Source organism: Hymenobacter sp. APR13, assembly GCF_000737515.1.
Lineage (GTDB): Bacteria > Bacteroidota > Bacteroidia > Cytophagales > Hymenobacteraceae > Hymenobacter.
The window spans coordinates 312,400-339,191 of record NZ_CP006587.1 but is presented as its reverse complement, the minus strand read 5'-3'; the positions used below and the strand labels follow the sequence as shown (position 1 = coordinate 339,191).

The following is a 26,792-nucleotide window of genomic DNA, read 5'->3' as shown; positions in this document are numbered from 1 at the left end:
TTCCGCACTGTCAGACTTTTTAAATTGGTTTATAGCAATATATATTGTTGGTATAAAGATGTTTAAAAAGTGGAATCAGGGATTTTTGAACCCTCGAAGGAACAGGCTCCTGCGTCTGGCTTTTTGTGAGCTGAATAGGATAGGCAGCCGGCAGGCACAAGCCTGGGAGCCACCTATGTTTCCATAGGCTCATGATTACCACCGAAACGCGACCCTGCGTATCCTGATAACGAACGGCTGGGGCCGCACCGGCTAGGGTGGCCAGCACAACGACGGAATGAGGCCTATGGTGTGTGCCGCGGGCGGGCGCGCTGTCCTACGCGGGTTGCTTGGCGGCCACGGCCGGCAGCGGCACGGAGTCGCTGTAGTGCACGATGTTCTCAATCATGCCTTTGAAAATGATGAAGTGAAACGGCACCAGCGAATACCAGTACAGGCGCCCGGCCAGCCCGCGCGGGCGAAAGGCGGCCAGCTGCTCCAGCGTGTGCGAGCCATCGGGGTTGGGCAATAGGCGGAACTGCAGCCACGCCTCGCCGGGGAGCTTCATTTCGGCGTAGAGCAGCAGGCGGCCCTGGGCGCGGTCGGCCACGAGCACGCGCCAGAAGTCGAGCGGGTCGCCGGCGCGCAGGTCGGTGGGGGAGCGGCGGCCGCGGCGCAGTCCCACGCCGCCCACCATCTTGTCCATGAGGCCCCGGGTGCGCCAAAGCCAGTCCACCTTGTACCAGCCCCGCTCGCCGCCAATGCTCCACACGTTCTGCAGCACCTGCTGTGGGTCGCGGGTGAAGCGCAGGGTCTGGCGGTCCTGCAGCAGGCCGTACTGCGGAATCCGGATGTGGTCCATGTAGTTGCGGGGCATCACGCCGCTGCTGAGCGCGTCGCTCCAGCTGCTCACCACCTCGTTCTGCTCGATGCGCTGGAAGGCCAGGTCCACGGCCTGCCGGTAGCTCATGCAGGTGTGCGGCACCACGGCCGTAATGCTGCGTTTAGGGGTGGCCACGGTGTCGTTGCGCAGGCTCTCCACTAAACTCTGGGCCAGCGAAAACGTGGTGCGCGTGACCAGAAACAGCCACCACGACGACAGCCGCGGCGTGAGCACCGGCACCGTGACGATGTAGCGCCGGTAGCCGCGGGCGGCGGCCAGCTCCAGCAGCATCTGCCGGTACGTCAGCACGTCGGGCCCGCCGATATCGAAGGAGCGGCCCAGGCAGGCATCGTTATCGAGCACGGCCATGAGGTAGTGCATCACGTCGCGGATGCCGATGGGCTGGCAGCGCGAGTTCAGCCAGCGCGGCGTAATCATCACGGGCAGCTTCTCCACCAAATCCCGGATAATCTCAAACGACGCCGACCCCGAGCCGATGATGATGCTGGCCCGCAGCACCGTGAGTGGCACGCGGCCCTTGCCCAGAATCTTCTCCACGCCCTTGCGCGAGCGAAGGTGCACGCTCAGCGCCCGGTCGTTGGCGATGCCCGACAGGTACACCACCTGCCGGGCACTCGTGCGGTCGAGGTAGGCGCGGAAGTTCAGGGCCGACTGCTGCTCCAGCCGGAAAAAGTCCTTGTCGTGGCCGCTCATGGAGTGCACCAGGTAGTAGGCCGCGTCGATTTCCAGGGGCAGCGCCGCCAGCGTTTCGGGCTTGAGTAGGTCGCCCTCGGCCACCGTCACACTGGCCCGAAGGCTGTCCGACAGCTCGAAGCGGCGCGGGTCGCGCACGAGGCACACTATGTGGTGGCCGGCCGCTACCAGCAGCGGCAGCAAACGCTGGCCAATGTAGCCGTTGGCTCCGGTAAGCAGAATGTTCATGGCGCGGCGCGGTAAGTGTAAGTATGTAACTCCCAGCGCGCGCAGAGGTTGCCGTGTGCTGTGGCATGTTCCAAGCGCAGAAAGTAGAACGTCATGCAGAGCAGAGCGAAGCATCTCGCCAGTGTGGTACAACTACTACACTGGCGAGATGCTTCGCTCCGCTCTGCATGACGTTCCTTGGCTTGTAAACGCCTAGCCTTACCCGCCCACGTACACCGCCGCCACCTTCTCGCGCAGGTTGTAGCCCGACGACATCACCTCGCCATAGGCCCCGGCCGAGCGGATGGCCACCAGGTCGCCGCGCCGGGTTTCGGGCAGCGGCACGGCTTTGCGGAACGTGTCCGACGACTCGCAGATGGGGCCGACCACGTCGTAGAGCAGCTCGGGGGCGGTGCTGCTCAGGTTCTGGATGTGGTGGTAGCTGCCGTAGAGGGCCGGGCGCATCAGCTCAGTCATGCCGGCATCCAGAATGGCGAAGCGCGTGGACTGGCTCTGCTTCACGTAGAGCACCCGGCTCAGCAGCGTGCCGCACTGCGCCACCACGGCGCGGCCCAGTTCCACGTGCACCTGCTGGCCCGGCCGGCGCACCAGGTGCCGGTCAAACATCGAAAAGTAGCCCTCGAAATCCGGAATCAACTGGCCGTCGGGCTGCTCGTAGTTGATGCCGAGGCCGCCGCCCACGTTGAGGTGCGGCAGCTGGTGGCCCTGGCTTTCCAGCCAAGTCTGCAGCTCGTTGAGGCGCTGACTGAGCTCGGCAAATACGTTGAGGTCGGTAATCTGGGAGCCGATGTGGGCGTGCAGGCCCACCAGCTCCAGGTGCGGCCAGCTGCCGAACTGCGCCACCACGGCCGGCAGATCGGCGAGGCTGATACCGAACTTGTTGGCTTCCAGGCCGGTGGTGATGTAGGCGTGAGTATGGGCGTCCACGTTGGGGTTGATGCGCAGGGCTACCCGCGCCGTGCGGTTCTGCGCGCAGGCCAGCTCATTCAGCACCGCCAGCTCCTCCGCCGACTCGGCATTGAAGCACCAGATATCCGCCGCCAGCGCCAGCCGGATTTCCGCATCTGACTTGCCCACGCCCGCAAACACCACGTGCTCCGGCGCGAAACCAGCTTCCAAAGCCCGCTGCACTTCGCCGCCACTCACGCAGTCGGCACCCAGGCCGTGGGCTTTGATGCGGGCCAGGACAGGCAGGTTGACGTTGGCCTTGAGGGCGTAATGCACCTGGAAGTTGCGCGGCCGAGCCGCCTGTTGCAGCGCCGTGAGCGTGGCATCCAGCAAACCCAGGTCGTAGTGGTAGAAAGGGGTGGGCTGCGCGTGCAGCTCGGGGGCAAGGGTGAAAGGCATGTCAACGAAACCTCACCCCCTAGCCCCCTCTCCAAAAGAGAGGGGGAACTAGTTTCTAGCCTACTAGAAAGCTGGAAATGGGCTGGGAGTGAGATATGAAAAGGTGAGTGAAAACTATTTTTCTACAGCTAGTCCCCCCTCTCTTTTGGAGAGGGGGTTAGGCTCGCTGAAACAGGCCGGCGTTCAGGGCTTTCAGGGTGCGTACTTTGTCGGAGGAGTGCACCAGCAGGCTGATGTTGTTGGGCGAGCCGCCGTACGAAATCATGCGCAGCGGCACGTCGGCCAGTGAGTCGAATACGAGGCGGGCAGCGCCGTTGGTTTCCTGGATCAGGTTGCCGACGAGGCAGATAATGGTCTGGTCGCGGTCCACTTCCACGGTGCCGAAGCCGCGCAGCTCCTCCAGAATCTGGGGCAGGTGGGTGGCGTCGTCGATGGTGAGCGACACGGCCACTTCCGAGGTCGTAATCATGTCGATGGACGTGCGGTGCCGCTCGAACACCTCGAACACGCTGCGCAGGAAACCGTGCGCCAGCAGCATCCGGCTCGACTTGATGTTGATGGCCACCAGCCCGTCTTTGGCCGCCACGGCCTTGATGGGCTCGGAACCGGTCTGACTGGAAATGAGCGTGCCGGGCGCTTCGGGCTGCATGGTGTTCAGCAGGCGCACCGGAATGCCGTGCTTGGCGGCCGGCAGAATGGAGCTGGGGTGCAGAATCTTGGCCCCGAAGTACGCCAGCTCGGCGGCCTCGTCAAACGACAGCTCGCGGATCGGGTAGGTGCCTTCCACCACGCGCGGGTCGTTGTTGTGCAGCCCATCGATGTCGGTCCAGATCTGGATTTCGGTGGCATCGGCGGCGGCCCCGATCAGCGAGGCCGAGTAGTCGGAGCCGCCGCGCTTGAGGTTATCGGTTTTGCCATGCGCATTGCGGCAGATGTAGCCCTGCGTGACGAACAGCGGCCGGCCTTCATGCTGCGCCAGCTGCGCCTGCAGGTGCTCCCGGATGTAGTCGGCGTCGGGCTCGTCGTTGTGGTCGAGGCGCATGAACTCCAGCGCCGGCAGCAACACGGCGTCGCGGTGCAGCACGCTGGTCAGGTAGTGGTGAAACAGGCAGGTGCTCAGCAGCTCGCCCTGGGCCAGAATCACCCGCTCACCCGAGGCCGACAGCGGCTGCCGCGTGAGGTCGAACAGGGTGCGGAATACGGTGTCGAGGTCTTTGCTGGCGGCGGCGGCCAGGGCGGCATCGGGCAGCAGCTCGCGGGCCACCATCAGGTAGTCTTGGCGCATGATTTCGATGCGGGCCGTGGCGGCGGCCACGTCCTCGGCGCGCAGCAGCTCGGCAATGCCTACCAGCGTGTTGGTGGTGCCGCTCATGGCCGACAGCACCACGATGCGCCGCTCATGGGGCGCATGAATCAGCTCGGCTACCTCGCGCATCCGCTGCGCCGACCCGACGGACGTACCGCCAAACTTGAGAACTTTCATAGTGCAGGAAACCGAACCGGAAGGTCGGGAAATGCGCCCGCCAGGTTGCGGGCTAGGTGAAACATCAGGCGAAAAAAAAGCGCCGATCCTAGGAAGGACCGGCGCTTGGAAGTTCAGTGGTAGGGAGGTACGACGAACGGTTGCGACGGTCAGGTCGGGTTGCGTTTCTTCGATTTCTTGACCATCATCAGGCCCAGGGTCAGGCCGGCCCGCTTGCTGTTCTTCCGCACCACGCACACCACGCCGGCGCAAGCCAGTGAGGCACAGGAAGCAGACGAAACAGCGGAAAGGCGCATGATGGGAGGGGCAACGGCTGGCGTAAGGAACAAGCTTCCGCGCCGTTTTGCGGCCGCAAGTACGGCCGCAGTTGTGGTAACTTCCAAATCGGATCCGGAAAAAGTGGCCCTACAGCTGGCCGCAGCACATCGTTTCTGCGCTGCAAGCGGCCAACTGACGGACAGCGCCCGGGCCGCTTGCAGCAGCCCGCCCGGCTTACGAAACCGTGGTAGCCGACTGCCCTTGGGCAAAGCCGCGGGCCAGGTTGGTGAACTCCGACGGAATGAGCACCACGGTGGTCGTGTTGTTGTCAATGCCGATTTCCGAGAGCATCTGCATGCGGCGCAGTTCCAGGGCCATAGGGCTATTTTCCATCTCGCGGGCTCCCTGCGTGAGCTTCACGCTGGCTTCCAGCTCGGCTTCGGCCTTGATGATGCGGGCCCGCTTCTCGCGGATGGCCTCGGCCTCGCGGGCCATGGCGCGCTGCATGGATTCGGGAATCTCCACATCCTTGATTTCCACCAGCTCAATCTTCACGCCCCAGGGCTCGGTGGCGGCGTCTACCAGCTGCAGCAGGGAGGCGTTGATCTGCTGGCGGCCGCGCAGAACCTCATCCAGCTGGTGCTGCCCGATGATGTTGCGCAGTGCCGTAACGGCCAGCTGGTAAACGGCCTGGTTGAAGTTGGCCACCTTGATGATGGCGTTGGCTGGATCCACCACCTTAAACCAGAGCACGGCATTCACCTTGATGGTGACGCTGTCTTTAGTGATGGTTTCCTGCTGCTCCAGGTCCACGGTTTTGGTGCGGATGTCGATGGTTTGCCGGCGCTCAATGAACGGGATAATCCAGTACAGCCCCGGCCCGCGCTGCCCTACATACCGGCCCAGCCGAAACACAATGGCCCGTTCGTATTCCTGCGCAATGCACAGGCCCATAAAGAGCAACACCAGCCCCAAGGCAAGAAAAATATACAGCGTAAGCATAATCAGGAGTGGCCCAGGGCCGCAAAAGTGAAACTGTTGCGACAGATGGTACACGCGCCGTGCCAGCCAGTAGTTGGCTTGGCTTGAAGGTCGATTGCGCTTCAAAAACGAGGTTTTCAGCGGCAGCAGCAATGGGAGCTAGTTGGCCTGCCACCCCATTTTGGTAGGGCAAGCCGCCGAAATGGTAGGGCCCTTCAGGACAGCGGCGGCAAGTTATGCCAGTCGTGGGTGCAGCCATGCTGGCACTGGGTGCGGCGGCGGTGGGCGTCGGCCACTCTGAAGAGGCTCAACAACGCCCGGAAAGCATTCGGATATTCGGGTGGCGGCAGTTGCTGGATGCGACGCAGTGCCTCCGGCAGGCCGTGAATTCTCAGCAACACCAGCGGGGTGGCGGTGGGCTTCACGGGAGCTTCCGTCAGGGCCTGCTGCACCAGCGCCGGGGTGGGGTGCGCCTGCTGAATGTAGTCCGCCAGTTCAGTTAGCCGGGCCTGCTGCGCCTCTACGGACAACACGGCAAACCACGCCCAAGCCCATTTGCACGGCAGCTGGTGCTGGGCCAGGCGGTTGAGTACGTTGTCGGGGATGGGCGGCATGAGGTGCGTGCCGGGTAGAAAGAAAATAACGCAGAAGGTTGTGCTGGACTCGGCCGGCGGTAGCAAGCAAAAGTGGCTTTAAAAACTTCAGCTACGCAAGTCCTGTGAATTGAAGCAATGCGAAGTGCCGTTTCCGGCAGCTTAATTGAAGTTGATAACGGTAGTATCGTTATAACCAACGAAACGGTCGATGCTCACCCCCGACTCATCCCTGTATTGACTGGTATTGGTGCCCGGAACCAGATAGCGGTTGGCGATATATTGGTGAAACCGATACTGACGGTTGGGCACTACTGGTACCTGGCGCGTGAAGCGCAAAGTCTGGTTAGCTCTTATGGTGTCTATAAAAATGAAACCGGCATTAAACCAAGGACCCTGGTCGGTAGCCATAAATTGAAACCGGATGTCTGACTTGCCACCTTTGCTGACGTTCACATTCACCGTTACGGTTTTTAGCGGTGTGACTTCCAGATGTAGCTCGTTGCGCACGCCATAGCTAACCGGGTAACCGCCGTCGTAGCCCAACACCGGGTCATACAACGGGCCTTCAATCCGAGCAATGTACTCGCCCTGCGTCGGCCCCGTAAACGAGACACTGTAGCGGCCGGCCGCATCAGTGCGGGTCTTGCTCACCGAATCGGCCCGGCCGCTGCCCCCGAGCCAACTGCCGCCATAGAACCGGGCAAATCCCACAACAGCATTGGGCACTGGCTGGCGGGTGTATTTGTTGATGACCGTGCCGTGAACTTCCGTCAGGCGGGGCTCGTCTTTGCCGCATCCTGTGAGCGCCAGCAGTAAAAGCGAGAACAGCATCAGCCAACTAGAGCTAAAAGAATTTTTCATAGACAGTTACGGATTTAGATAGAAGACAACATCTATTAGATTCTTGGCCAGTGCAATAGGTTGCAAGCCACCAGCAGCTGCCTTGTAGCTACCGCACTGGCTTGGGCAGAACCGGCAGGCTCTCGTGGCCCTCAGCGTCCACGCTGACCACGCCGAAGATGAAGTTGTCCTTGCTGTGGGGCAGGTCGGCTTTGGTGTCGGTTACGAAGAACTTCTGCTGCCACTCGGGGGCGCTGGTTTCGCGCATGAGCACGTAGTAGCCGGCCGGCTTCTCGCCGGCTTTCGGGGCTTCCCACTTCAGCTCGGTGCGGTTGGTAAGGTTGGCCGTGAGCACGCCCACATTCTCGGGGGCGGCGGGGGCCAGGGCCAGCGCGGCCAGGGTAGCCAGGTTCACGCCAGTGTTCTTACGCAGGTAGGCGAAATCCATGAACTTGGCGTAGTCGCCGTATTCCTCGCCGTTTTCGGTGCGCAGGTCCTGGTGCTGGTGGCGGAAGTCCTCGTTTACTTCTGAGAAGCGCACCGCTGTGAAGCCTTGTTGGTTGAAAGGCGTATGGTCGCCGCCGCGTAGGAACCGGTCGGGGCGATACTCCAGTACTACCTCGTGGCCGGGCACGTATTGCTTGGTGGCCTCGCGGCTGTAGCGGGCCAGCTGCCGGCTGGGCGAGTCGTTTTCTGACGACAACGTGCGGCGTACTTTGGCCTCGTCGGGCGTTTCGGTGGCGGGCACGCCTTCGCTGAACACGCGCAGCTGGGTGGTGTTCTTGATTTCGGGGTCGTGGCCGGTGGAGTTGCCCATGATGTCATTGTTGAGCATCGCCACCAGATTCCAGCCTTCCTTCTTAGCGCGTTTGGCCAAGTGCGTAGAGCCGTAGAGGCCCTGTTCCTCGCCCTGCACCGCCACGAAGATGATGGTGGCCGGGAACTGCTGCTTGCTCATCACGCGGGCCAGCTCCATCACGGCCACCGTGCCCGAGCCGTCGTCGTTGGCGCCGGGGGCGTCGGCGGTGGCGTTCATCACGTCCGACACCCGCGAGTCTATGTGGCCGCTCACGATGAACACGCGCTTATCGGTGGGGTCGGTGCCGGGCAGCGTGGCCATGACGTTGGCCATCAGCACGGGCCGGTTGATGCGGCGGCCATCAGGCTTGATGGTGAACGTGTCCTGCTCGACTTTGAGGCGGCCGCCGCTGGCCTTGCTGTACTTGCGAAACTCACCTTCCACCCAGTTGCGGGAAGCCCCGATGCCGCGCTTCTTGCTTTGGGTGTCGCTCAGGGTGTGGCGCGTGCCGAAGCTCACGAGCTTGTCGATGTCGTCGCGCAAGTTCTTTTCGGAGATTTCCTCCACCATCTGCCGGATCAGCGGGTTGGGCGTGGTGGCGGGTTTGGTTTGGGCAAAGGCCGGCGCGGATAAACCGAGGGCCAGCAGCAACGGGGAGAAACGACGCATAGGTTGGTTGTGGTTGGGAAGGCTATAGACGCAGGATTTCGGTTGGCGTTGCGGAGCAGTAGCGCGAACTTTGTAGTTCGCGCCCCCGCGCCAATTGGTCCTGCTGTCGTTTCGTTTGAACGGCGCGGAGGCGCGAACTACAAAGTTCGCGCTACTGTACTACCGCAGTTCCACCACCGCGCTGGCCGCGTTGCCGCCGAAACCAGCCGCATTCACCAGAATCCGCCGGATAGGCTTGTCAGCTGTCGATGCCAGGTCGGTGGCGAAGGGAGCGGCCGGCCATTGTTGGGTTTCCAACACATGGCAGGCGAAATCGAGGCTGAGCGCGGCGGAGGCCCCCAGGGTGTGGCCCACCAGCCATTTGTTGGACAGCAGCGTCGGCAGCGCCGGCCCGAACACAGCGCGCAAGGCGGCCCGCTCGGCGGCGTCGCCGGCGGGCGTGCCGGGGCTGTGCAGCACCACCGCGTCGATGTCGGTGGGGGGGAGGCTGGCCAGGGCCTCGCGCATGGCCTGCTGGAAGTGTTGGCCGTCGGGCGAGAGGCCGGTTTTGCTGCCGATGGCCTCGAAGCCGAAGCCGACCCCGGCCAGCACCAGCAGGGGCCTGGTTTCGGCCGCGGCCTGGGCGGCGGAAAGCTGCTCCAGGGCAAATACGGCCGCACCTTCGCCCAGCACAAACGTGGAGGGCCGGCCCGCACCCGGCCGGCAGGGCCAGTCAGCGGCGGCCAAAGGTGAGTAGATGCCGATGGCGCGCATCTGGGCCAAGGTGAAATCGGTGAGCGGGGCCTCGGTGCCGCCGGCCAGAAACCGGGTAGCCATGCCGGCTTTCAGCCAGGCCCGGGCGTTGCCCAGGGCCTGAAACGCGCTGCTGCAGGTGCTAGAGTGGCTCAGGGCCGCCCCGCCGTGCTGGCCGGCATCGTAGGCCACCCAACTGGCCACGTTGCCCAGCGTGGTAAGCGGCGAAGCCGCCACCGGCACGCTGCCTTCGGCCAGAAACCCGGCGTGAAACTCCTCCAGCCGCCCCGTCGCCCCCCGGCTGCTGCCGATGCTCACGGCGAGGGGTGAGTTGGTGAGTTGGTGAGTTGGTGAATTGGTGAGGTGACGTTCTTGTCCATCATTCACCATTTCACCACTCACCATTTCACCGTTTCCCCACCCGGCCTGGGCGGTGGCCTGGCGGGCGGCCATCAGGGCTAGTAGCACGGTGCGGTCGAGCTGGCGGTAGCTGGGGTGGCGGCGCAGCTCGGCTACGGCTGCTTCGGCGGGGGCGGGCAGGGCGGCTACGGGTACGCCGGTGGGGTGGGTGGTGAAGGGAGAAACTGAGGCGTCGCTAGCAGTTGGCAGCGCCAGGCCCAGCGCCGATACCCGGCCCCGGCCCCGGATAACGGTAACGGCCTCGGCACCGGTGCGGGAGTTAGTCATGCAGGATTTCGGGCAGGTTGGGGGCGGGGGTGAAGTCGAGCACCAGGTGGCGCATGCGGCGCAGCACGTCGTAGAGCAGGCCCAGCTCCTCGTCGGTGGTGCAGTAGGGTGGCAGCAGGTACACTACGTTGCCGAGGGGGCGCAGCACCACGCGGTGGTCGAGGGCGAGCTGGTAGAAGGCGTCGCGGAGGCGGCTGAAGTAGCTGGTGCCCTCGCCGGGGTCGTACTCCACGGCCAGGATGGTGCCCCGGTGCCGCACCGCCCGGATACACGGCTGACCCTCGATTTCCCGGCGGAACGCGGCGTGGGCCGCCTCGATGCGCTGGCGCTGCCGGGTGCATTCGTCGGCCCGTGTCAGTTCCAGACTCGCCAGGGCGGCGGCGCAGGCCACGGGGTTGGCGGTGTAGGAGTGGCCGTGGAACAGGGCCCGCATCTTGTCGTGGCTCAGAAACGCCTCGTACACCGGCGCGGCGCAGGTGGTCAGGCCCATGGCCATGGTGCCGCCGGTGAGGCCTTTGGAGAAGCACATGATATCGGGCTGCTCCGTCAGCAGCTCGGAGGCAAACAGCGGCCCGGTGCGACCGAAACCAGTCATTACCTCATCCGAAATGCAGAGCACCCCGGCCTGGTGGCAGCGGCGCAGCATCTCGCTCAGCACCTCGGGCTCGTACATCACCATGCCCGCCGTGCCCAGCACCAGCGGCTCGAAGATGAAGCCGGCCACATCGGGGCGTAGCAGCAGCGCATCGAGCTGAGCCAGCGTGGTAGCCTCGTGGCCCGGCACCGGCACGTCGAGGAATTCCACGTCGAACAGCAGCGGCCAGAAGGGCTCCGTGAAGGCCCCGCGGGCACTCACGGCCATGGCCCCGAAGGTGTCGCCGTGGTAGGAGTTCTGGAAGCAGAGGAAGGTGCGGCGCGCGGGCTGGCCCTGGTTGTGGAAGTACTGCAGCACCATTTTCAGGGCCACTTCCACGGCCGTCGAGCCATTGTCGGAGTAGAACACGCGGGCCTGGTTGGCGGGCAGCAGGGCCAGCAGCTGCTCGGCCAGCTCCACGGCGGCGGGGTGGGTGAAGCCGGCAAACAGCACGTGCTCCAGGGTGCGCAGCTGCTCGCTCACGCGCTCCGCAATGGCGGGGTGACTGTGGCCGTGCAGGTTCACCCACCACGAGGAAATGGCGTCGAGGTAGCGGGTGCCGTCTTCGGCAATCAGCCAGCTGCCTTCGCCCCGCACCACGGGGATGGGCAGCGGGGCGGTTTGCATCTGGGTGTAGGGGTGCCACAGCACGGCGGCGTCGCGGAGGGCAAGGGAAGTAGGTTGAGGCATTACGGGTGGGGCCGGAGGGACCGGCCGCTGCAAAGCTACAACCGCCCGCGCTGGCGGTGGTTTGGGGGCGGGGTAGGTGCGGTGTAGAGACGCAACATCTTGCGTCTCATCGTTGCTGATGTTGCAGCTGGGCAAGATACCCGCAGCCGGTCATGCTGAGCTTGCCGAAGCATCTCTACCGCTTCGTTGGACGGCTCATACGAAGCGGTAGAGATGCTTCGACAAGCTCAGCATGACGTTCTTTAAAGCTCTGGATTCTTCGGTATTCAGACCTAGCCGTTGCGTGAGGGCGTCAGCAAGCAGATCGTTCAACGACGAGACGCAAGATATTGCGTCTCTACGCCGTCAGCCGAATTTTCTACAGCCCAAACCACGCCCGGAATTCGGCGGCGTAGCGGCTCACTACGGCGGGGGTTACTTCCGGCTCCAGCAGCACGCGGGGCATGATGGGCACGCCGGTGTGGGCGGTAATGAACTCCTCGGTGGCGAGGGTGGGCTCCCCGTTAAACACGAGGCCGCGCACGCGCAGGCCGCGGGCCTGCAGGGCTTCCAGCGTGAGCAGGGTGTGGTTGATGCTGCCCAAGTAGTTGCGCGACACCACCACTACGTCGAGGGCCAGCTGCTGGGCCAGGTCGGCAATGAGGAAACCCGGGGCCAGGGGCACCAGCAGGCCGCCCGCGCCTTCTACCAGCAGGTGATTGTCGGTGGCGGGTAGCTGGAAATCATCGGGTTGCAGTGTGAAGCCCTCGGCGGCGGCGGCGGCGTGGGGCGAGGCTGGCAACTGCAGCCGGTACCGCTCGGGCCAGAAGTGGCTGACGGGGTTCTGCACGAGGCCGCGCACGGTGGCCGCGTCGGTGGTGGGGATGAGGCCGGCCTGCACGGGCTTCCAGTAATCGGCCTGCAGGGCTTCGGTGAGAATGGCCGAGACGAAGGTTTTGCCTACGTCGGTGCCGATGCCGGTAATGAAAAGTCGTTCCAAAAGGGGGAAGTAAGGTGAAAGTAGCCGCCAACGCCTTGCACTACTGCGAGGAGGATGAGGTGGCAGGTGAGGTAGTGTGAGCTGTTCGCATACTCAAGAATGCACCTGATAAAATAGCCGCCGCAGAATAAGCAGACATGAGAGCAACACCTAAACTGCCACCAAGTGACTGCATAGTAAGAACAACGCCACCGACGGTGAGGCCAATTAAGGTCAATCTGGCAATGCGCTGATGAACTTGTTTTTTAAGTAAGACAAACAACGTAAGGTAGCATAGCAATAAAGTTGGCAGTGAGAGAATAAATGAGAATACCAGTATCACAGGCAGAATTTCCAGATAACTCATGACCTGTCCTACGAATTTGCCAAACATCCATTCATAGCCCATTAACAAGCTAGGGGCGAGGAGCAACGTGGCCAGCCAATACCTGGAAACAAAGCGGAGTCTCATGTATGCCTATTAAGGAGTTTATGTCTGAAAAATGCCGTTAGCACAATATACACGCGCAGATTGGCGTCTTGCTGGCCGTGCATCAAGTCTGGGTTTCGCTCGACGAGAGAACGAATTTGCACAGCTCTACAGTGGCTTGCGGCAGCGCAGGTGCAGAAAGTACGGCACCACGAGGGCCTTGCGCAGAAACGGGTGCACCGCCATCTGTTCCTCGGTGGGGCAGGGCTCCTGTACTCCTTCCAGCACGAAGCCCGCCGCTACCACGGCGGCCACCCACTGGCTTATTGTCAGGTTGAATACTGGCACCCGGAATGGGGTGTGGCGGGCCTGTTCCTGGGGCGGAGCGGCGTGAAACATCCACTCCTCGGGCTGGCCGTGCTGGTAGTCGAAATAGCCGCCCACCTCCACGGCGTAGGGTCGGCCCTGGGCGTCGCGCAGGTTGCGGCGGTGGGGCGTGGTGAAGCAGGGGTGACTGATGGAAAACTGCAGAAACCCACCCGGCCGTAACACCCGGAAGGCTTCGCGCAAAGCCAATGCCGGGTCGGGCACGTCCATCAAACACATAAAGGAAGTGGCGAAATCAAACGTTTCGGCCGCAAACGGCAACGCGGCGGCGCTGCCCACCAGGTACCGGATGCCCAGCGGCTCGGCGTCCTCGGTTTGCTGCGCCGCCGCCACGAACACCGGCGCAATGTCGAGGGCCGTGACGTGAGCGCCTTGTTGGGCCAGCAGGCGCGTGTTGTACCCCTCGCCGCAGCCGATGTCGAGGCCCGCCAGGCCGGCCACCGGGGGCAGCCAGGCGAAGAAAGCGGGCGTGTTCAGGTGGTTGCGGTACACATCGTAGCCGGCGCGGGCCAGGGTCGTCCAAGCCGGAGCGTTGCGGTTCCAGAATTCACCTACTTCCTGGTCGTTCATAAGCGGTTGGGGGGTGGTGATGAACGGGTTGTTAGCATTTCTCCTGCTCCATAGCCCAGGGTTGAAACCCTAGGCTATGGAGCGGTTGTCGTCGGCACGGCAGTGACTGACGTTGCGGTGCGGAATGTAGCGCGAACTTTGTAGTTCGCGCCCCAGAACGGCAACGGCGCGGGGACGCGAACTACAAAGTTCGCGCTACATCCCCGACGAGACGCAACTATGCGTCTCTACACCGTGCCTGCGGCCAGCACAGCGGCCAACCCGTCAATTTCAGCTTCCGAATTATACGAATGGATGATGAGCCGCAGCCGCTCGGTGCCTACCGGCACCGTCGGCGAGACGATGGCGCGCACGTCGAAGCCGGCGGCCTGGATGGCGGCGGCCACGGCGCGGACGTGGGCGGGGCCGGGGTTGCTGGTGAAGAACACGGGGTGAATGACGTGACTGGCTTCCGGGACGTGCAGGCCGGGCACCGCGTTCAGGCGGGCTTTCAGGTAGTCGGAGAGGGCAAACAGCCGGGCGCGCTCCGGGCCGAGTTGGGGCAGCAGGGCGTAGGCCGCCGTGAGGGCGGCTACCGTGAGCGGGGGCAAAGCGGTGGTGTAGATGAAGGGCCGGCTGAAGCTCAGCAAATAGTCGCGCAGCACGGCCGGTCCGGCTACCGCCGCGCCCTGGCTGCCCAGGGCCTTGCCGAAGGTGAGGATGCGGGCAAATACGTCGGCCTCAAGGCCCAATTCAGTGACTAGACCTTCGCCCCGGGGGCCGTAGAGGCCATTGGTGTGGGCCTCATCCACCACCAGATACAGGCCCTGCTCCTGACATAATTCCGCCAGTTCGGTCAGCGGGGCCACGTCACCATCCATCGAATACAACGCCTCCACAGCCACGAATACGCTGCCGGTGGCGCGCAGCAGCTTGCGGCGCAGGTCGGCTACATCATTGTGGCGGAAACTCCAGGCAGTGGCGAAGGAGCCGCGGATACCGTCCTTCACGGAGGCGTGGGAAGCGTCGTCGTAGAGAATCGTGTCGCCACGCTTGGGCACGGCCGCGAAGAAGCCCATGTTAGCCGCGTAGCCGGAGTTGAACAGCAGCGCTGCCTCGGCCCCGTGGAACTGCGCCAGCGTGGTTTCCAGCGCTTCGGCCGCGGCGGAGTTGCCGGTGAGCAGGCGGGAGCCGGTGCTGCCGGCGGGCAGCTGGGCGGCGGCCTGCACCGCTGCTTGTACCTGCGGGTGCCGGCTCAGCCCCAGGTAGTCGTTGGAGCTGAAATCGACGAGGCCGGACGCGGGCGGGGCAGGCAGGCGGCGGCGGGTGCCGGCGGCTTCGCGGCGGGCCAGCTCGGCCTGCAGGCGTTGGTGGAGAGGAGAGGACATTGAGAAGCCGGTAAAAAGCTGTCATCCTGAGCAAAGCGAAGGACCTTATTACACTGGAACGAAGGACGTAACAACGTAATAAGGTCCTTCGCTTTGCTCAGGATGACAGCCGGAACTAAAGAGTACGTCTCAGATTACGCCTCTACTGCCGCCGTGCGGCCAAGCACCGTAGCGCCCTCGGGCACGTCTTTGAACGACTTGCGGGGCTTGAGGCCGAGCAGGGCGAACATCTGCTTGTCGGCGTCGAAATCGGGGTTAGGCGTGGTCAGCAGCTTCTCACCCGAGAAGATGGAGTTGGCGCCAGCCAGGAAGCAGAGGGCCTGCTCCGTCACGGGCATTTCCTGGCGGCCGGCCGAGAGGCGCACCATGGTGTGCGGCATCAGGATGCGGGCCGTGGCAATCATGCGCAGCATTTCCCACACACTCACGCGGGGCTGGTCGGCCAGGGGCGTGCCTTCCACGGGCACTAGGGCGTTTACGGGCACCGATTCGGGGTGGGCGGGCAGGGTGGCCAGCGTGTGCAGCATGGCAATGCGGTCCTCGTCGGTTTCGCCCAAGCCGATGATACCGCCCGAGCACACCGAAATACCGGCTTTGCGCACGTGCTCCAGCGTGTTCAGCCGGTCGTCGTAGGTGCGGGTCGTGATGATGTCGTCGTACTTCTCGCGGCTGGTGTCGAGGTTATGGTTGTAGGCATAGAGGCCGGCCTGCTTGAGGCGCTCGGCCTGGTACTCGTTCAGCATGCCCAGCGTGCAGCACACCTCCAGGCCCAGGCCGTTCACCTGCTCCACCATGCCCAGCACGCGGTCAAAGTCCTTGTTGTCGCGGATTTCGCGCCAGGCGGCACCCATGCAGAAGCGGGTGGAACCCGAGTCTTTGGCGCGCTGGGCCGAGGCCAGCACTTCGGCGTCGGGCAGCAGTTTGTGGGCCTGTACGCCGGTGTGGTAGCGGGCGGCCTGGGGGCAGTAGGCGCAGTCCTCGGGGCAGCCGCCGGTTTTCACGCTCAGCAGGGTGCACACCTGCACTTCGCCGGTGGCCTGCGTCTGGGCGTGGATGGCGGCGGCCTGGGTGACCAGTTCCAGCACGGGCTGGTTGTAAATAGCGTGTACTTCGTCGAGAGTCCAGTCGGTACGGAGCGTCATGGGTGGGATGCGTTTCGGTGGTTGATAGTCGCGTGGCAACGGGGCCAAACGGGGCGGGCCGCCGGAGCCAAAGCTGCCAGCGGCCCGCAAGATACAGGAGAAGCGGATTTGTCGGGCAGTTACAGCATCCGAATTACCCGGCAGGGGTTGCCCACGGCCACCACACCAGCCGGAATGTCGCGCGTAACCACGCTGCCGGCCCCGATGGTCGTGCCCGCGCCAATCGTCACGCCCGGTAATACCAGCACGCCCGCGCCCAGCCACACATTGTCGCCGATATGGATGGGCTTTGCAAATTCCCAGCCCGCCACGCGGGGTTCTACCTCCACCGGGTGGCCGGCCGTGCTCAGCACCACGTTGGGTGCCACAAACACGTTGTCGCCGATGGTGACCGGGGCGCAGTCGAGGACCGTGAAGTTGTAGTTGGCGTAGAAATTCCGGCCCAATTGGATGTTGTAGCCGTAGTCGCAGCGGAAAGGGGCCTCGATGTGGGCGTCGGTTTCCCGGCCCAGCAGCTCGGCCAGCACCTGCCGGTTGAGGTCCACAGGCTCCTGGTTGTAGCGGTGGCAGAGCTGCTTGGCGTGTCGGCGCTCAGCTACCAGCTCGGGGTCGTTGGCGAAGTACGGCTCGCCGGCCAGCATCTGTTGTTTCGGGGTCAGACTCATGGTTAAAAGTAGCGCGAACTTTGTAGTTCGCGTCCCCGCGCCGTCGGAACTGTTCGAGCGGCGCGGAGACGCGACTCGAACGGCGCGGGGACACGAACTACAAAGTTCGCGCTACTGCTGGCGGCTAGTTATGAAACGTTGATTCCGGCTCCGGGGCGGCAGTGGTTTTGGCGTCGCGGGTGTTCTTTTGTACTGCAATGGCACCGAACAGGCTCAGCAGGAAGGCCATGGCGTAGAAGCCTTTTTCGCTCAGCAGCAGTGTGGCGTTCCACAAACCCACCGTGAGCAGCCCGATGGCCAGAATGGTGGAAAACCAGCTCAGCCCGTAGTAGATGCCCGTCACGGGAATACCCTCCAGCTGGTCGCGCACCGACTTCTGCAGCGAGATACCCGAAAATAGCCCGTACATCAGCACCGTGAAGTAGTAGCCTTTTTCGTTGAGCGCCATCTGGGCGTTCCAGAGGCCGATGATGAAGGCAGCCATCCCGGCCAGCAAAGCAAACCAGGAAGCGGCAATAAAGGCGTTGGAAGGTTTGGAGGTGTTCATGGCAATCAGGTAGCTGAAAAAGGAAGACAAAACCGGGGTAACTCCCCGACGCCTCAAACATAGACGGTTACGCATGGAATACACTACGCATATTTTTCGATGATCAGACTTTACAAAGCACACCCGGAGAGAGCGAAAGTCCTCGCTGCCTCCTTATCACCAGGGGCGTTAAATGGCGTTTATCAGTGGATTTGACACCGATGCGCCAATCAATATTCAACTAGTCAGCGTGAAATTATCCTGCGAAAATCTGCCGAAATCAGACTTTTTACTTTTCGATTTCACCCACGTAGGCCACCGATAGAAACACAAACGGCCTGCTCGTTTCGGAGCAGGCCGTTCGGAGAACAGGAGCCGTACTGGCCCGGGAAGCTAGGCGCTTAGCGGCGCTTGCCGGGGCGGCTGGCGCCGCGGGAGCCGCGGCTGGAGGGTTTGCCCGTGGGCGGGCCACTGGCGGCACTCTTGCCGGGGCCGGCCGGGCGGCCTGGCCGGGTGCCGGCCTTGCCCGAGGGGCGGCCTGAGCCGGCGGTCCGGCCGGCCGTGGCTAGGCCCTTGCCGGGGCCGGCTGGCCGGGGCTTGCGGCCCGCGCTGGGTTTCTCCACCCAGGCACCGGCCGGGGCTGCTTTGGACTTGCGCGGGGCCGCGTCGTCGGGGAGGCCGGCGGGGGTGCGGATGACGGTTTTGGGCAGGCCGGTGCCGGGGCGCGAGGTTTTGCGCGACGGCCGGTCGGCCCAGTTGTCGGCGGTGGAAACGGTTTTGCGGCGGCGCGGTACCGAGCCGTCGTCGGTGCCGCTGGAGTGCTCGATCATCTCAAACAGCACCTTCAGCTCCTTTTCCGTCAGCTCGCGCCACTCGCCGGGGCCCAGGCCCTTCACGTTGATGTTCATCACCCGGATGCGCTCCAGCTGCACCACTTCGTAGCCGAAATGCTCGCACATGCGCCGGATCTGGCGGTTCATGCCCTGGATGAGCGTGATGCGGAAGATGTATGGCGTTTCCTTCGTGACCTTGCATTTCTGTGTCATCACGCCCAAAATGGGTACGCCGTGGGCCATGGCGTCGATGAACTGGTCGTTGATGGGCTTGTCGACCATCACAATGTATTCCTTCTCGTGCTGGTTGCCGGCCCGCAGAATTTTGTTGACGATGTCGCCGTTGCTGGTGAGCAGAATCAGGCCCTGCGACTCCTTATCGAGGCGGCCGATGGGGAAGATGCGCACCGAGTGCTTGATGTCGCGGATGATGTTGTCGCGCACGCTCGTGTCGGTGGTCGTGACGATGCCCGGCGGCTTGTTGTAGGCAATGTACACGGCGTCTTCCTCGGCCCGCGGCTCGATGGCAATGCCGTTGACCACTACGCGGTCCTTGGTGGTCACTTGGTCGCCGATGTGGGCGCGCTTGCCGTTCACCAGCACGTTGCCCTGCTCGATGTGGCGGTCGGCTTCGCGCCGGGAGCACACGCCGCTTTCACTGATGTATTTATTGAGACGGGTCGCCATGGGGGTAGTGCGTAGGGCCTGGAGCTGGGTGCATAGGCACTTGGGCAGGCGGGTAAAAAAACAGGCTGCCGGCCCCGGAAGGGTCGGCAGCCTGCAAAGATACGGTATAGCGCGGCGGCGGCCTTACTCCGCGGGCCGGGTTTCCCGGAAAAGCGCAAACAAGGCCGCTTCCAGCTCAGCGGGCAACGCAGGCGGCACTACCGGTTGCAGGGCCAGCGCCGGGCCGGCGTCAGCAGGCGTGTAGGTGCCCGTGGTGGTGCTAAACCGCAACTGGCCCTGCGCAAACTCGCGCTGCTGCTCGTCGCCGTCGGCGTGCATAGCCACGAAGGTGAGGTGGCGGAGCTGGCGGCTGGCGCGGTCGAAATACAGCCAGAAGTACACGTCGCCGGGGTTGTCGCTCTGCACATCCAGCCGCTTGATTTCAAAGATGCTGGCCGTATCGGCGTAGAGGAGGAAGAGGGGGCGGTAGGGAAAGGTCATGGGGGCAGTGTGCTATGTACTAAGCGACTGTTTAAGTTAGAAGTAGACGATGTAGAGACGCAATATTTTGCGTCTCGTCGTTGCTGAAATTGCTGGCCTTGGGACCAGTTGTTCAACGATGAGACGCAAAATATTGCGTCTCTACCCCGTGCTATTAGCGTTTGACAGCAACTTAAACAGCCCAATTGCCTGTCACCTAAGTTTGCGAAGGATGACAGGTGGTTAAGCTACAAGCCTACAGCTTCACCGTTTTCTCGCCCCGGTCCACTCCTTTCAGCCACCGGATCAGGCCGCGCATGTAGGTGGGCTGGTCGTCGTAGAAGCTCATGTGCGAGCCGTTGGGGCAGATGAGGGCGGTGCCGTGCTGCACCTTTTGGGCCACCATGCGCATGTGCTCGGGGTCCATGGTGTCGTACTTGCCGCCGATGCTGAGCACCGGCACGCGCAGCTTGGGCAGGTCAGGTACGCGGTTCCAGTTCAGCAGCCTGCCCGATACGCCAAACTCGCTCGGCCCCTGCATGGTCACGTACAAGGACTGATTCATTTTGGCGAAGGAGCGGTTCACCGGCTCGGGCCACTCGGCCGGCGGGCGGCGCAGGACGTGCTCGGCGTAGAAGTTGGGCAGCAGCAGCTCCATGTAGCGCGGGTTCTGGAAGTCCTTGCGCGCCTCAATGGCCCGGATTTCCTTGAGCACCTCGGGCTTGAACTGCGGGGCCAGCACCTGCTCGGCGTACTTGCCGTAGTCGGGCACGCTCATCATCATGTTGGAAATGACGAGGCCCTTGAGGTGCTGCTGGTACTTGAGGGCGTATTCGGCGGCCAGAATGCCACCCCAGCTGTGGCCCAGCAGCACGAAGTTGCTGCTATCCAGCTTCAGGGCCTGGCGCACCTGCTCTACTTCCTCCACGTAGCGCGGCAAACTCCACATGCTGGTGTCTTTGGGGTTGTCGGAGTTGCCGCAGCCGAGCTGGTCGTAGTAGATGATTTCCACGCCCTCGCGGGGCAGAAAGCTCTCCATGCACTCAAAGTACTCGTGCGTGGCGCCCGGCCCGCCATTGAGCAGCAGCAGCTTCAGGCGCGGGTTGTTGCCGATGCGCTTGGTCCAGACGTTGAACTTGCCCTTGGGCGTGTTGATGGCCACCATCTGCACGCCGCCGGTCTGCAGCTGCGTGGTATCGGGAGCCGGGAAGTAGCTGCTGAGGCTGGGCGTTTCCGGTGCGCCGGTTTCGGTAGGGGCGGGGCCGGAGCAGGCGGCCAACAGGGCCAGGCTAAGCGTGGCGAGTGCGAGAAGTCGATGGAGCACGTAGAGAGGCGTGAAGGTGGGAAAGCTAAACCTACCTAACTTCCCCACCACCACCAAACGCAAAGCGGGCCGCCCCACCAGGAGCAGCCCGTTACTAATACTTTACTCTATTGGCAGCGTGAGGCCAAATAGTCGTCGTTTGAATCCACTGTTCGGCAATTGCAGGTTTTGGTACTTCTTACCAGCACCACAGTACCGCGAGCCGAGTTGGTATCCAATGTCAGCTCGCAGTAGTATTTCCCTTCCGGTAGCTCAGCTCCTTGGCTGTCATGACCATCAAATTCGCTCTGATAATTCAGCCCTTCAAACACCAGCTTCCGGCCCGTATTTGTGTACACTTTCAGCGTTCTACTGGAAAACGTGGGGGACGGCGGTGCTCCAACCGGAGGCAGATTAGTATAGAAGGCAAAAGGTATAAATCGGTCATTTAGCCCGTCACCGTTTGGGCTGATACCGTTTGGCAGCATCAACTGTACGTTGGGTGTCACGATGCTCTGAGAGAAATCCTCGTCAGCACACGTTGTATCAGGTTGGGCGTCTTTCTTTTGGCAGCCAATGACCAATAGCAAGCCCAGCATTGCACATAAGCGTAGTGAAGGCATAGAAGTAGCGTGTTATGTAAATATGGATGATTCAATCAGACAAGCGGGCCGCCCCAATGGAGCGGCCCGCTTGTCTGATTGAATCGTGTACAAAATCCGTGAAATCCGGACAATCCGGTTAAATCCGTGATTTAGCCGAGCGTGTGGTACACGGCCTGCACGTCGTCGTCGTCCTCGAATTTCTCGATGAGGTTCATCACTTCTTCCAGCTGGTCGCCTTCGAGGTGCACGGTGGTGTTGGGTATGCGCTGCAGCTGCGCCGACACCACGTTCAGACCTTTTTCCTCCAGCGCCTTCTGCATCTGGCCGAAGTCGGTGAAGGCGGTTTCCACCACGATAAAGTGCTTTTCGTTGCCGTGCTCGTCTTCGTCTTGGTCGGCGTACACGTCTTCGGCGCCGGCATCAATCAGTTCCAGCTCTAGCTCGTCGAGGTCCAGGCCTTCGGCGGCCAGCTTGAACACGCCCTTGCGGGTGAAGGTGTAGTCGGAAGAGCCGGCGGTGCCCAGGGCGCCGTTGCCGCGGTTGAAGTACATGCGCACGTTGGCCACGGTGCGGGTGGGGTTGTCGGTGGCGGTTTCAATCACCACGGCCACGCCGTGGGGCGCGTAGCCCTCATATACCACCTCGGAGTAATCCTTCTCCTCGCGGGAGCTGGCCCGCTTGATGGCGGCTTCCACCCGGTCTTTGGGCATGTTCACGCCCTTGGCGTTCTGCATGGCCGTGCGCAGGCGCGAGTTGGTATCGGGGTTGGAGCCCGACTCCTTCACGGCCATCACAATTTCGCGGCCGATGCGGGTGAAATCTTTGGACATCCGGTCCCAGCGCTTCATTTTGCGGCCTTTGCGGAATTCAAACGCGCGTCCCATCTATATGCGGTGATTAGGTGATTAGGTAAGTAAGCAAACCGGCCGGCAGCGCCGAACGGGCTGCAAGTTAGCAGAAAGCCCGGCCGGGCGCAACGCAGGCCGCCATCAGCCGCCGCCCGGCCGGGCGCAATAGCCGGCCGTGGCGCTGCCGTCGGCTATTGCGCCCGCAGCGTGTACACGCTCTGATTGCCGGCCGGATAGCCCAGGATGGTAAGCGTCAGGATGCCGTTGGTGAGTCGGAACGTGCCCTCGTCGGTGCGGGGCTGGCCCTTCTTGTCGGTGTAGGTGAAGGCAATGCGGTCGGCGGTGAAGCGGAACCGGCCCGTTTGGTCGAAGCGCATGGTACCGCCGTTGCCGGCAATAGTCAGGGCCTTTTGGTAGGTGCCATCGGGACGCAGCGTGAGTGTGCCGCCCACGCCCTGCGCCGCCATGGGCGTGGCGCTGGTGCCCTTGTCGAGAATAGTATAAGTGAGGTAGGCGTAGGTGCTGAAAAACGAAGGCGTCAGCCGGGGAACGGCTGCCCGGCGCTGCGCCTGCGCGGCCGGAGCCGCCAGCAGCAGGCCCGCCAGCAAAAGAAGCTTGTTCATGGCCGGAAGATACGGTGCGGGTCCGGCTTAGCTGCCAGCCTGCAGCCAGTGCCGGGCTTCCTCCAGCTGGTCAAAGTCGAAGATGGTCACGACTGGATGAGGCGTGTGATGCACCGAAGAGGCTACGCAGCTGCGCGCTGGCCAGTCCATGGCATTCACCCAAGCAATTGCCTCAATGCCGGCCTGTTGCAACTGCGGAATAAAGGTGGCCCCAATCCAAGCGGCCAGTTCCTTCCATTCGCCAAACACCTCGCTGCTATCATTGAGCAGGCGCTTGCTGCCCGTCTTGTACACTTCCTGCAGTAACCGCTGACAGCCCAGCCGGGCCGATTCCGAATCGTGGTGGCCCCGCCACTCCGCCAGCAGATAGTTGTGCTCCGGACTGTGGTAGATCATCAGCGAAGCGGAATCCAGTAGAACGTGTAATTGCGGTAAGCTAAGTACCATCGGCAATATCGGGAAAGTAGTATTGAAATTTAACTTGTTTGTAAACGTGCTTGCAACCGGAATCGTTCAGCTTGCCGCGAATATGAAAAGAGTGATTAGGTGTGGCAAAACCGTATTCTTCGGCAAAAATAACAGCCAGACATTTGCAATGCCCTCAGATAGTACTTTAGGCGAATGGTAACTTTTCTGCATGAGCTCATTCGGCCGGCCACGGAGCTGCCCGAAGCCGACGTTTGCCTGGTGGGCCTGCCCCTGGATTTCGGGACGGTGCTGGAAGGCGGGCGGGCCGGGGCGGCCGGCGCGCCCGCCGCCATCCGGCGTGAGCTGCGCCGATACCATAAAGCGTATAACCTGGAGCACAACTTGCGCCTCGACCACCTGCGCATTGCTGATGCCGGCGACCTAGCCCTGCGCCACCCCGACCACGCCGCCAACCACGCCCATATCCGCGAGCAGCTGGCGGCGCTGCTGCGGCAGTATCCGCGGGTGGTGGTGCTGGGCGGCTCCCACGATGGCAGCTACAGCACGGCCCGTGGCCTTTTCGACGCCATCGGCGGGCAGGCAATTGGTGGCATCAACCTTGATGCCCACGCCGACGTGAAAGACCGGCCGGTGATCAGCAGCGGTACGCCGTTTGGCCGGCTGCTGCGCGAAGGGTTTCTGCACGGCCCGCACTTCACCGAAATCGGCCTGCATTCCAACCTCAACACCTGGACTGATATCGAGTTTCTGCACCAGCAGCAGGCCACAGTGGTGCCGCTGGCCCACGTGCAGGCCGACGGTATGCCGCTGTACATGAGCCGCGCGCTGGCACGAGCGGCCGGCAGTGCGGCCTGCTTCGTGAGCTTTGATGTGGACAGTTGCGCCGAAGCATTTGCGCCGGCCGTATCGGCCCCGAGTGCCGACGGTTTCACGCCCCGGCAAGCCACGGAGGCAGCTTTCCTGGCGGGCCGCCAGCCGCAGGTACGGCTGTTCGAAATTATGGAGCTTAACCCAGTGTTTGACCGCGACAATCAGACCGCCCGCCTAGCCGCTACCGTGCTGGCGGCCTATCTGACCGGCGTAGCGGCCGGGCCTGCACCGACCACCGGCCTTCTTCACCCCAACCTGACAGTGCTATGAAACATCCGCTCCTGGCTTTGCTGCTGGCGCTGGCCGGCCCGGTGGCTGCCCAAACGCCGGCGGCTCCGGCCTTTCAGCTTCAGTGCGAAGCCAATGCCAACACGCAGTTGCGCAAAACCTACTGCGAAACCCGCGACCTGACGTTGCCCGCGCCCCCGGCCGGCACGGCGCTTTCCGTGGATGCACGCCTGAATGGCAGCATCACGGTGCGGGGATGGGACGGCTCTACGGTGCGGGTGCGGGCGCTGGTACGGGCGTCTTCCGGCGAGCTGGCGGCTGCCCAGGCCCTAGTGGCCAGTGTCCGCATCAGCACCACCAACCACCAAATGCAGGCTGCCCGCGCCAACGGCAGCCTCGACGACTGGAGTGTGAGCTATGAAGTACTGGTGCCCACCCGCACTAGCCTGGCGCTTCACGCCACCAACGGCGGCCTACGCCTCGAAAACGTACAGGGCACCATCACCTTCGAAACCACCAACGGCAGCGTGCAGCTGCTGAACCTGGCCGGCGACGTGCGCGGCAAAACCACCAACGGCAGTGTGGCCCTCACGCTCAGCGGCCCCACCTGGGACGGCACCGGGTTCGATGTGCAAACCACCAGCGGCAGCGTGCAGTGCCGGCTGCCCGCCACCTATGCCGCCACCCTCACGGCCCGCACCACCAACGGCCGCGTGACAGCCAAGCTGGACCCGGCCACCCGCAAGCAGCAGATGCCCCGCAGCCTCACCGCCACCTTCGGCAAAGGCGGCCCGCAACTGCGCCTGGCCACCGTAAATGGCAGCGTAGACGTGCAGCAAACGGACGCCAGCTCATCTTCGGTGCCGGGAAAAGAATAGCTGAAAACACCGTGCCCCGACAGCAGGCAAGTGGTTACAACTAGGATGGGTGTAGCCGCCTGCCCGCCGCCGGGGCACGGTATAAATGAGGCCTTACGTCCGTCTAGTGCCGGATTACCTCGCCGGTACGCTCGTGGCGTGGGCCATCGGGCTCGGTAGTAGGGTAGGCGTTCTGCTGATGCGTTTTCTGCTTCTTGATGAAGTACGCAGCAGCGGCCATGGCACCCAAGGCAGCGCCCAGAATGGCGAGCTTGGTGCGCAGCGGATCAGAAGGGGCGGGGGGCACCGAGGCAACGCCGTTGGCGTCGAGGCGGGCGGGTTGCTGTACGTAGCGTCCTTTAGTGGGCATGGGGAAGTTATCGGCTAAATGTTGAAGTCCTTGGGTGGCTTTGGGGCCGGTAATGACGGGGCCGTGGCCGCAGCCAATGGCCGCGGGGCGCAGGGCGGCCAGCTTCCGCACCGACTCGCGCACTTGCTGCCAGTCGTAGTTGAAGGGCGCGCCGGCCACGCTGATTTCGGGTACCTGCAGCAGCAGCTTCGGCACCGACTCGTGGTTGGCGGTGGCAAACGCATCGGCACCCAGCAGCGTGCGGTCCGACTCGCGGAACAGAGCCAACTGGCCGGGCGCGTGGCCGGGCACGTGCACCCAGCGCCAGCCCGGTAGGTAGGGCACCTCTTCCGAATCGGTGGGGAAGGCCTGCACGTAATCGGAGAGCTGGAACGACTGCGGCGGGAAAAACCGCGCCACAAACGCCAGGGAGCCGCCGTTTTCCACCGTCGGGTCGGCGGCGGGGTACACGGCGCGGGCCGTAAGGAAGGGCATCTCCAGCGGGTGGGCTAGCACTGGCACCTTCCAGTGTTCCGCCAGCGCCTGCACCGAGCCGGAGTGGTCCATGTGGCCGTGCGTCAGGATGATGGCTTCGGGATGCGTGCCGGGATAGAACAGCTTGTTGGCGGCGGCAATGATATCCTTGTCGGAGCCCGGCAGGCCGGTGTCTACCAGCACCCATTCGCCGGCGCGGCCGGTTTCCACGAAATAAAGATTAACGAAGCGCTGAATCTGAAGCTGGGTTACGCCAGCGGCTACCTGTTTCATAGCAAACAACAGTAAGGTTTGGCCCTGCATACGCAGAAGCCGGCCGCAGGGCTGCGCCAGTGCCGCAAATGCCACGATTCTGCCCCGGCCAGCCCCACAGTCCGCGGGCTACTCAGTAGGCGGCGCTGGCGGCTTGGGCACATATTCCAGCAGGTCGGTGGGCTAGCGCTCCAGTCCCGGCGGATGGCCTCCAGTGTGCTGAAGCGCATGGTCCTGGACTTGTTGACTGTGCCTGTGAGAACAGATAGGCTGGCCCGCGTGCCATCCACGGCGGCGCCCAGGGTGCGGCGCGTCATCTTGCGCCGCGCCAGCATCATGGTGTAGCTGAGAAATGACCCTGCCAGTCCAATCCGGCAACTGAAAAAGCG

The 26,792-nt window shown here is 63.1% G+C and carries 27 protein-coding genes; 2 read left to right on the top strand and 25 right to left on the bottom strand.

Annotated elements, in window-relative coordinates; translation table 11 throughout:
- Positions 1-316 precede the first annotated feature (316 nt).
- The 24 genes from N008_RS01385 to N008_RS01285 form a co-directional block, all read right to left on the bottom strand.
- A complete protein-coding gene (locus N008_RS01385) occupies positions 317-1,804 on the bottom strand; it encodes an SDR family oxidoreductase (protein ID WP_044013188.1) in 1,488 nt (495 codons plus the stop codon).
- A 198-nt stretch (positions 1,805-2,002) separates the two neighbouring features.
- Entirely contained in the window at positions 2,003-3,151 is a 1,149-nt protein-coding gene (lysA, locus tag N008_RS01380; RefSeq protein WP_044013186.1) for a diaminopimelate decarboxylase, read from the bottom strand.
- A gap of 157 nt (positions 3,152-3,308) precedes the next feature.
- Positions 3,309-4,634: an aspartate kinase gene (locus N008_RS01375; protein ID WP_044013184.1), complete on the bottom strand. Its 1,326-nt coding sequence runs from the start codon at positions 4,632-4,634 to the stop codon at positions 3,309-3,311.
- A gap of 149 nt (positions 4,635-4,783) precedes the next feature.
- Positions 4,784-4,930, bottom strand: a complete 147-nt coding sequence (locus N008_RS22885; protein WP_156108953.1) for a hypothetical protein — start codon at positions 4,928-4,930, stop codon at positions 4,784-4,786.
- A 196-nt stretch (positions 4,931-5,126) separates the two neighbouring features.
- Positions 5,127-5,894, bottom strand: a complete 768-nt coding sequence (locus tag N008_RS01370; protein WP_044018162.1) for a slipin family protein — start codon at positions 5,892-5,894, stop codon at positions 5,127-5,129.
- A gap of 194 nt (positions 5,895-6,088) precedes the next feature.
- Entirely contained in the window at positions 6,089-6,487 is a 399-nt protein-coding gene (locus N008_RS21175; protein ID WP_052381067.1) for a DUF5958 family protein, read from the bottom strand.
- Positions 6,488-6,628: 141 nt separating this feature from the next.
- Positions 6,629-7,330: a hypothetical protein gene (locus N008_RS01360; RefSeq protein WP_156108952.1), complete on the bottom strand. Its 702-nt coding sequence runs from the start codon at positions 7,328-7,330 to the stop codon at positions 6,629-6,631.
- Positions 7,331-7,418: 88 nt separating this feature from the next.
- Positions 7,419-8,777 carry a M20/M25/M40 family metallo-hydrolase gene (locus N008_RS01355; protein ID WP_044013180.1) on the bottom strand — a complete coding sequence of 453 codons (1,359 nt, stop codon included), beginning with the start codon at positions 8,775-8,777 and terminating at the stop codon, positions 7,419-7,421.
- A gap of 159 nt (positions 8,778-8,936) precedes the next feature.
- Positions 8,937-10,196, bottom strand: coding sequence for a beta-ketoacyl synthase N-terminal-like domain-containing protein (locus N008_RS01350; protein WP_044013178.1), 1,260 nt, complete (start codon positions 10,194-10,196; stop codon positions 8,937-8,939).
- Positions 10,189-11,520, bottom strand: coding sequence for an adenosylmethionine--8-amino-7-oxononanoate transaminase (bioA, locus tag N008_RS01345; protein WP_052381066.1), 1,332 nt, complete (start codon positions 11,518-11,520; stop codon positions 10,189-10,191). The genes N008_RS01350 and bioA overlap by 8 nt, the downstream gene beginning before the upstream one ends.
- Before the next feature lie 358 nt (positions 11,521-11,878).
- A complete protein-coding gene (gene bioD / locus N008_RS01340) occupies positions 11,879-12,499 on the bottom strand; it encodes a dethiobiotin synthase (RefSeq protein WP_044013176.1) in 621 nt (206 codons plus the stop codon).
- A 40-nt stretch (positions 12,500-12,539) separates the two neighbouring features.
- Positions 12,540-12,950, bottom strand: coding sequence for a hypothetical protein (locus tag N008_RS22880; RefSeq protein WP_156108951.1), 411 nt, complete (start codon positions 12,948-12,950; stop codon positions 12,540-12,542).
- Positions 12,951-13,076: 126 nt separating this feature from the next.
- The gene (locus tag N008_RS01335) at positions 13,077-13,865 is read right to left on the bottom strand and encodes a class I SAM-dependent methyltransferase (protein ID WP_044013174.1); all 789 of its coding nucleotides are present in this window, start codon (positions 13,863-13,865) and stop codon (positions 13,077-13,079) included.
- A 227-nt stretch (positions 13,866-14,092) separates the two neighbouring features.
- The gene (locus N008_RS01330; RefSeq protein ID WP_044013172.1) at positions 14,093-15,232 is read right to left on the bottom strand and encodes an aminotransferase class I/II-fold pyridoxal phosphate-dependent enzyme; all 1,140 of its coding nucleotides are present in this window, start codon (positions 15,230-15,232) and stop codon (positions 14,093-14,095) included.
- Between the two features lie 134 nt (positions 15,233-15,366).
- Complete coding sequence (bioB, locus tag N008_RS01325) at positions 15,367-16,374, bottom strand: biotin synthase BioB (protein WP_044013170.1); 1,008 nt, start codon at positions 16,372-16,374, stop codon at positions 15,367-15,369.
- 119 nt (positions 16,375-16,493) lie between these two features.
- Positions 16,494-17,039, bottom strand: a complete 546-nt coding sequence (locus tag N008_RS01320; protein WP_044013168.1) for a sugar O-acetyltransferase — start codon at positions 17,037-17,039, stop codon at positions 16,494-16,496.
- A gap of 124 nt (positions 17,040-17,163) precedes the next feature.
- Positions 17,164-17,586, bottom strand: a complete 423-nt coding sequence (gene yiaA, locus N008_RS01315; protein ID WP_044018159.1) for an inner membrane protein YiaA — start codon at positions 17,584-17,586, stop codon at positions 17,164-17,166.
- Between the two features lie 380 nt (positions 17,587-17,966).
- Entirely contained in the window at positions 17,967-19,085 is a 1,119-nt protein-coding gene (gene rluF, locus N008_RS23975; protein WP_044013166.1) for a 23S rRNA pseudouridine(2604) synthase RluF, read from the bottom strand.
- A 123-nt stretch (positions 19,086-19,208) separates the two neighbouring features.
- Positions 19,209-19,565: a hypothetical protein gene (locus N008_RS21170; RefSeq protein ID WP_052381065.1), complete on the bottom strand. Its 357-nt coding sequence runs from the start codon at positions 19,563-19,565 to the stop codon at positions 19,209-19,211.
- Positions 19,566-19,800: 235 nt separating this feature from the next.
- Complete coding sequence (locus N008_RS01300; RefSeq protein WP_044018158.1) at positions 19,801-20,868, bottom strand: proline iminopeptidase-family hydrolase; 1,068 nt, start codon at positions 20,866-20,868, stop codon at positions 19,801-19,803.
- Between the two features lie 107 nt (positions 20,869-20,975).
- Positions 20,976-21,470 carry a gliding motility-associated C-terminal domain-containing protein gene (locus N008_RS22170; protein WP_081910541.1) on the bottom strand — a complete coding sequence of 165 codons (495 nt, stop codon included), beginning with the start codon at positions 21,468-21,470 and terminating at the stop codon, positions 20,976-20,978.
- A 131-nt stretch (positions 21,471-21,601) separates the two neighbouring features.
- Positions 21,602-22,336 (bottom strand): YebC/PmpR family DNA-binding transcriptional regulator, encoded by a 735-nt coding sequence (locus tag N008_RS01295; protein WP_044013164.1) that lies wholly within the window; start codon positions 22,334-22,336, stop codon positions 21,602-21,604.
- 155 nt (positions 22,337-22,491) lie between these two features.
- Entirely contained in the window at positions 22,492-22,923 is a 432-nt protein-coding gene (locus N008_RS01290; RefSeq protein WP_044013162.1) for a hypothetical protein, read from the bottom strand.
- A 27-nt stretch (positions 22,924-22,950) separates the two neighbouring features.
- Positions 22,951-23,319: an STAS/SEC14 domain-containing protein gene (locus N008_RS01285; RefSeq protein WP_044013160.1), complete on the bottom strand. Its 369-nt coding sequence runs from the start codon at positions 23,317-23,319 to the stop codon at positions 22,951-22,953.
- A 225-nt stretch (positions 23,320-23,544) separates the two neighbouring features.
- Between N008_RS01285 and N008_RS01280 the strand changes: the two genes are divergently transcribed.
- Together N008_RS01280 and N008_RS21165 are read left to right on the top strand one after the other, a co-directional pair.
- Positions 23,545-24,492, top strand: a complete 948-nt coding sequence (locus N008_RS01280) for an arginase family protein (RefSeq protein WP_044013159.1) — start codon at positions 23,545-23,547, stop codon at positions 24,490-24,492.
- Complete coding sequence (locus N008_RS21165; RefSeq protein WP_052381064.1) at positions 24,489-25,328, top strand: DUF4097 family beta strand repeat-containing protein; 840 nt, start codon at positions 24,489-24,491, stop codon at positions 25,326-25,328. Before N008_RS01280 ends, N008_RS21165 begins: the two co-directional genes overlap by 4 nt.
- A 103-nt stretch (positions 25,329-25,431) precedes the next feature.
- On the opposite strand, the gene N008_RS01270 is transcribed toward N008_RS21165, so the two are convergent.
- Positions 25,432-26,424 (bottom strand): MBL fold metallo-hydrolase, encoded by a 993-nt coding sequence (locus tag N008_RS01270; RefSeq protein WP_052381063.1) that lies wholly within the window; start codon positions 26,422-26,424, stop codon positions 25,432-25,434.
- Positions 26,425-26,792 lie beyond the last annotated feature (368 nt).

Excerpts from the sequence above, each read along its gene's own strand:
- lysA (WP_044013186.1), bottom strand. The coding sequence starts at position 3,151 with ATGCCTTTCACCCTTGCCCCCGAGCTGCACGCGCAGCCCACCCCTTTC.
- N008_RS22880 (WP_156108951.1), bottom strand. The coding sequence starts at position 12,950 with ATGAGACTCCGCTTTGTTTCCAGGTATTGGCTGGCCACGTTGCTCCTC.
- N008_RS01370 (WP_044018162.1), bottom strand. The coding sequence starts at position 5,894 with ATGCTTACGCTGTATATTTTTCTTGCCTTGGGGCTGGTGTTGCTCTTT.
- N008_RS01360 (WP_156108952.1), bottom strand. The coding sequence starts at position 7,330 with ATGAAAAATTCTTTTAGCTCTAGTTGGCTGATGCTGTTCTCGCTTTTA.
- N008_RS21170 (WP_052381065.1), bottom strand. The coding sequence starts at position 19,565 with ATGACCTTTCCCTACCGCCCCCTCTTCCTCCTCTACGCCGATACGGCC.
- N008_RS21175 (WP_052381067.1), bottom strand. The coding sequence starts at position 6,487 with ATGCCGCCCATCCCCGACAACGTACTCAACCGCCTGGCCCAGCACCAG.
- N008_RS01285 (WP_044013160.1), bottom strand. The coding sequence starts at position 23,319 with ATGATCTACCACAGTCCGGAGCACAACTATCTGCTGGCGGAGTGGCGG.
- N008_RS01355 (WP_044013180.1), bottom strand. The coding sequence starts at position 8,777 with ATGCGTCGTTTCTCCCCGTTGCTGCTGGCCCTCGGTTTATCCGCGCCG.
- rluF (WP_044013166.1), bottom strand. The coding sequence starts at position 19,085 with ATGGCGACCCGTCTCAATAAATACATCAGTGAAAGCGGCGTGTGCTCC.
- N008_RS01280 (WP_044013159.1), top strand. The coding sequence starts at position 23,545 with ATGGTAACTTTTCTGCATGAGCTCATTCGGCCGGCCACGGAGCTGCCC.
- bioB (WP_044013170.1), bottom strand. The coding sequence starts at position 16,374 with ATGACGCTCCGTACCGACTGGACTCTCGACGAAGTACACGCTATTTAC.
- N008_RS01320 (WP_044013168.1), bottom strand. The coding sequence starts at position 17,039 with ATGAGTCTGACCCCGAAACAACAGATGCTGGCCGGCGAGCCGTACTTC.
- N008_RS22885 (WP_156108953.1), bottom strand. The coding sequence starts at position 4,930 with ATGCGCCTTTCCGCTGTTTCGTCTGCTTCCTGTGCCTCACTGGCTTGC.
- N008_RS01295 (WP_044013164.1), bottom strand. The coding sequence starts at position 22,336 with ATGGGACGCGCGTTTGAATTCCGCAAAGGCCGCAAAATGAAGCGCTGG.
- yiaA (WP_044018159.1), bottom strand. The coding sequence starts at position 17,586 with ATGAACACCTCCAAACCTTCCAACGCCTTTATTGCCGCTTCCTGGTTT.
- N008_RS01335 (WP_044013174.1), bottom strand. The coding sequence starts at position 13,865 with ATGAACGACCAGGAAGTAGGTGAATTCTGGAACCGCAACGCTCCGGCT.
- N008_RS22170 (WP_081910541.1), bottom strand. The coding sequence starts at position 21,470 with ATGCCTTCACTACGCTTATGTGCAATGCTGGGCTTGCTATTGGTCATT.
- N008_RS01375 (WP_044013184.1), bottom strand. The coding sequence starts at position 4,634 with ATGAAAGTTCTCAAGTTTGGCGGTACGTCCGTCGGGTCGGCGCAGCGG.
- N008_RS01350 (WP_044013178.1), bottom strand. The coding sequence starts at position 10,196 with ATGACTAACTCCCGCACCGGTGCCGAGGCCGTTACCGTTATCCGGGGC.
- N008_RS01385 (WP_044013188.1), bottom strand. The coding sequence starts at position 1,804 with ATGAACATTCTGCTTACCGGAGCCAACGGCTACATTGGCCAGCGTTTG.
- N008_RS01270 (WP_052381063.1), bottom strand. The coding sequence starts at position 26,424 with ATGAAACAGGTAGCCGCTGGCGTAACCCAGCTTCAGATTCAGCGCTTC.
- N008_RS01290 (WP_044013162.1), bottom strand. The coding sequence starts at position 22,923 with ATGAACAAGCTTCTTTTGCTGGCGGGCCTGCTGCTGGCGGCTCCGGCC.
- N008_RS01330 (WP_044013172.1), bottom strand. The coding sequence starts at position 15,232 with ATGTCCTCTCCTCTCCACCAACGCCTGCAGGCCGAGCTGGCCCGCCGC.
- bioA (WP_052381066.1), bottom strand. The coding sequence starts at position 11,520 with ATGCCTCAACCTACTTCCCTTGCCCTCCGCGACGCCGCCGTGCTGTGG.
- N008_RS21165 (WP_052381064.1), top strand. The coding sequence starts at position 24,489 with ATGAAACATCCGCTCCTGGCTTTGCTGCTGGCGCTGGCCGGCCCGGTG.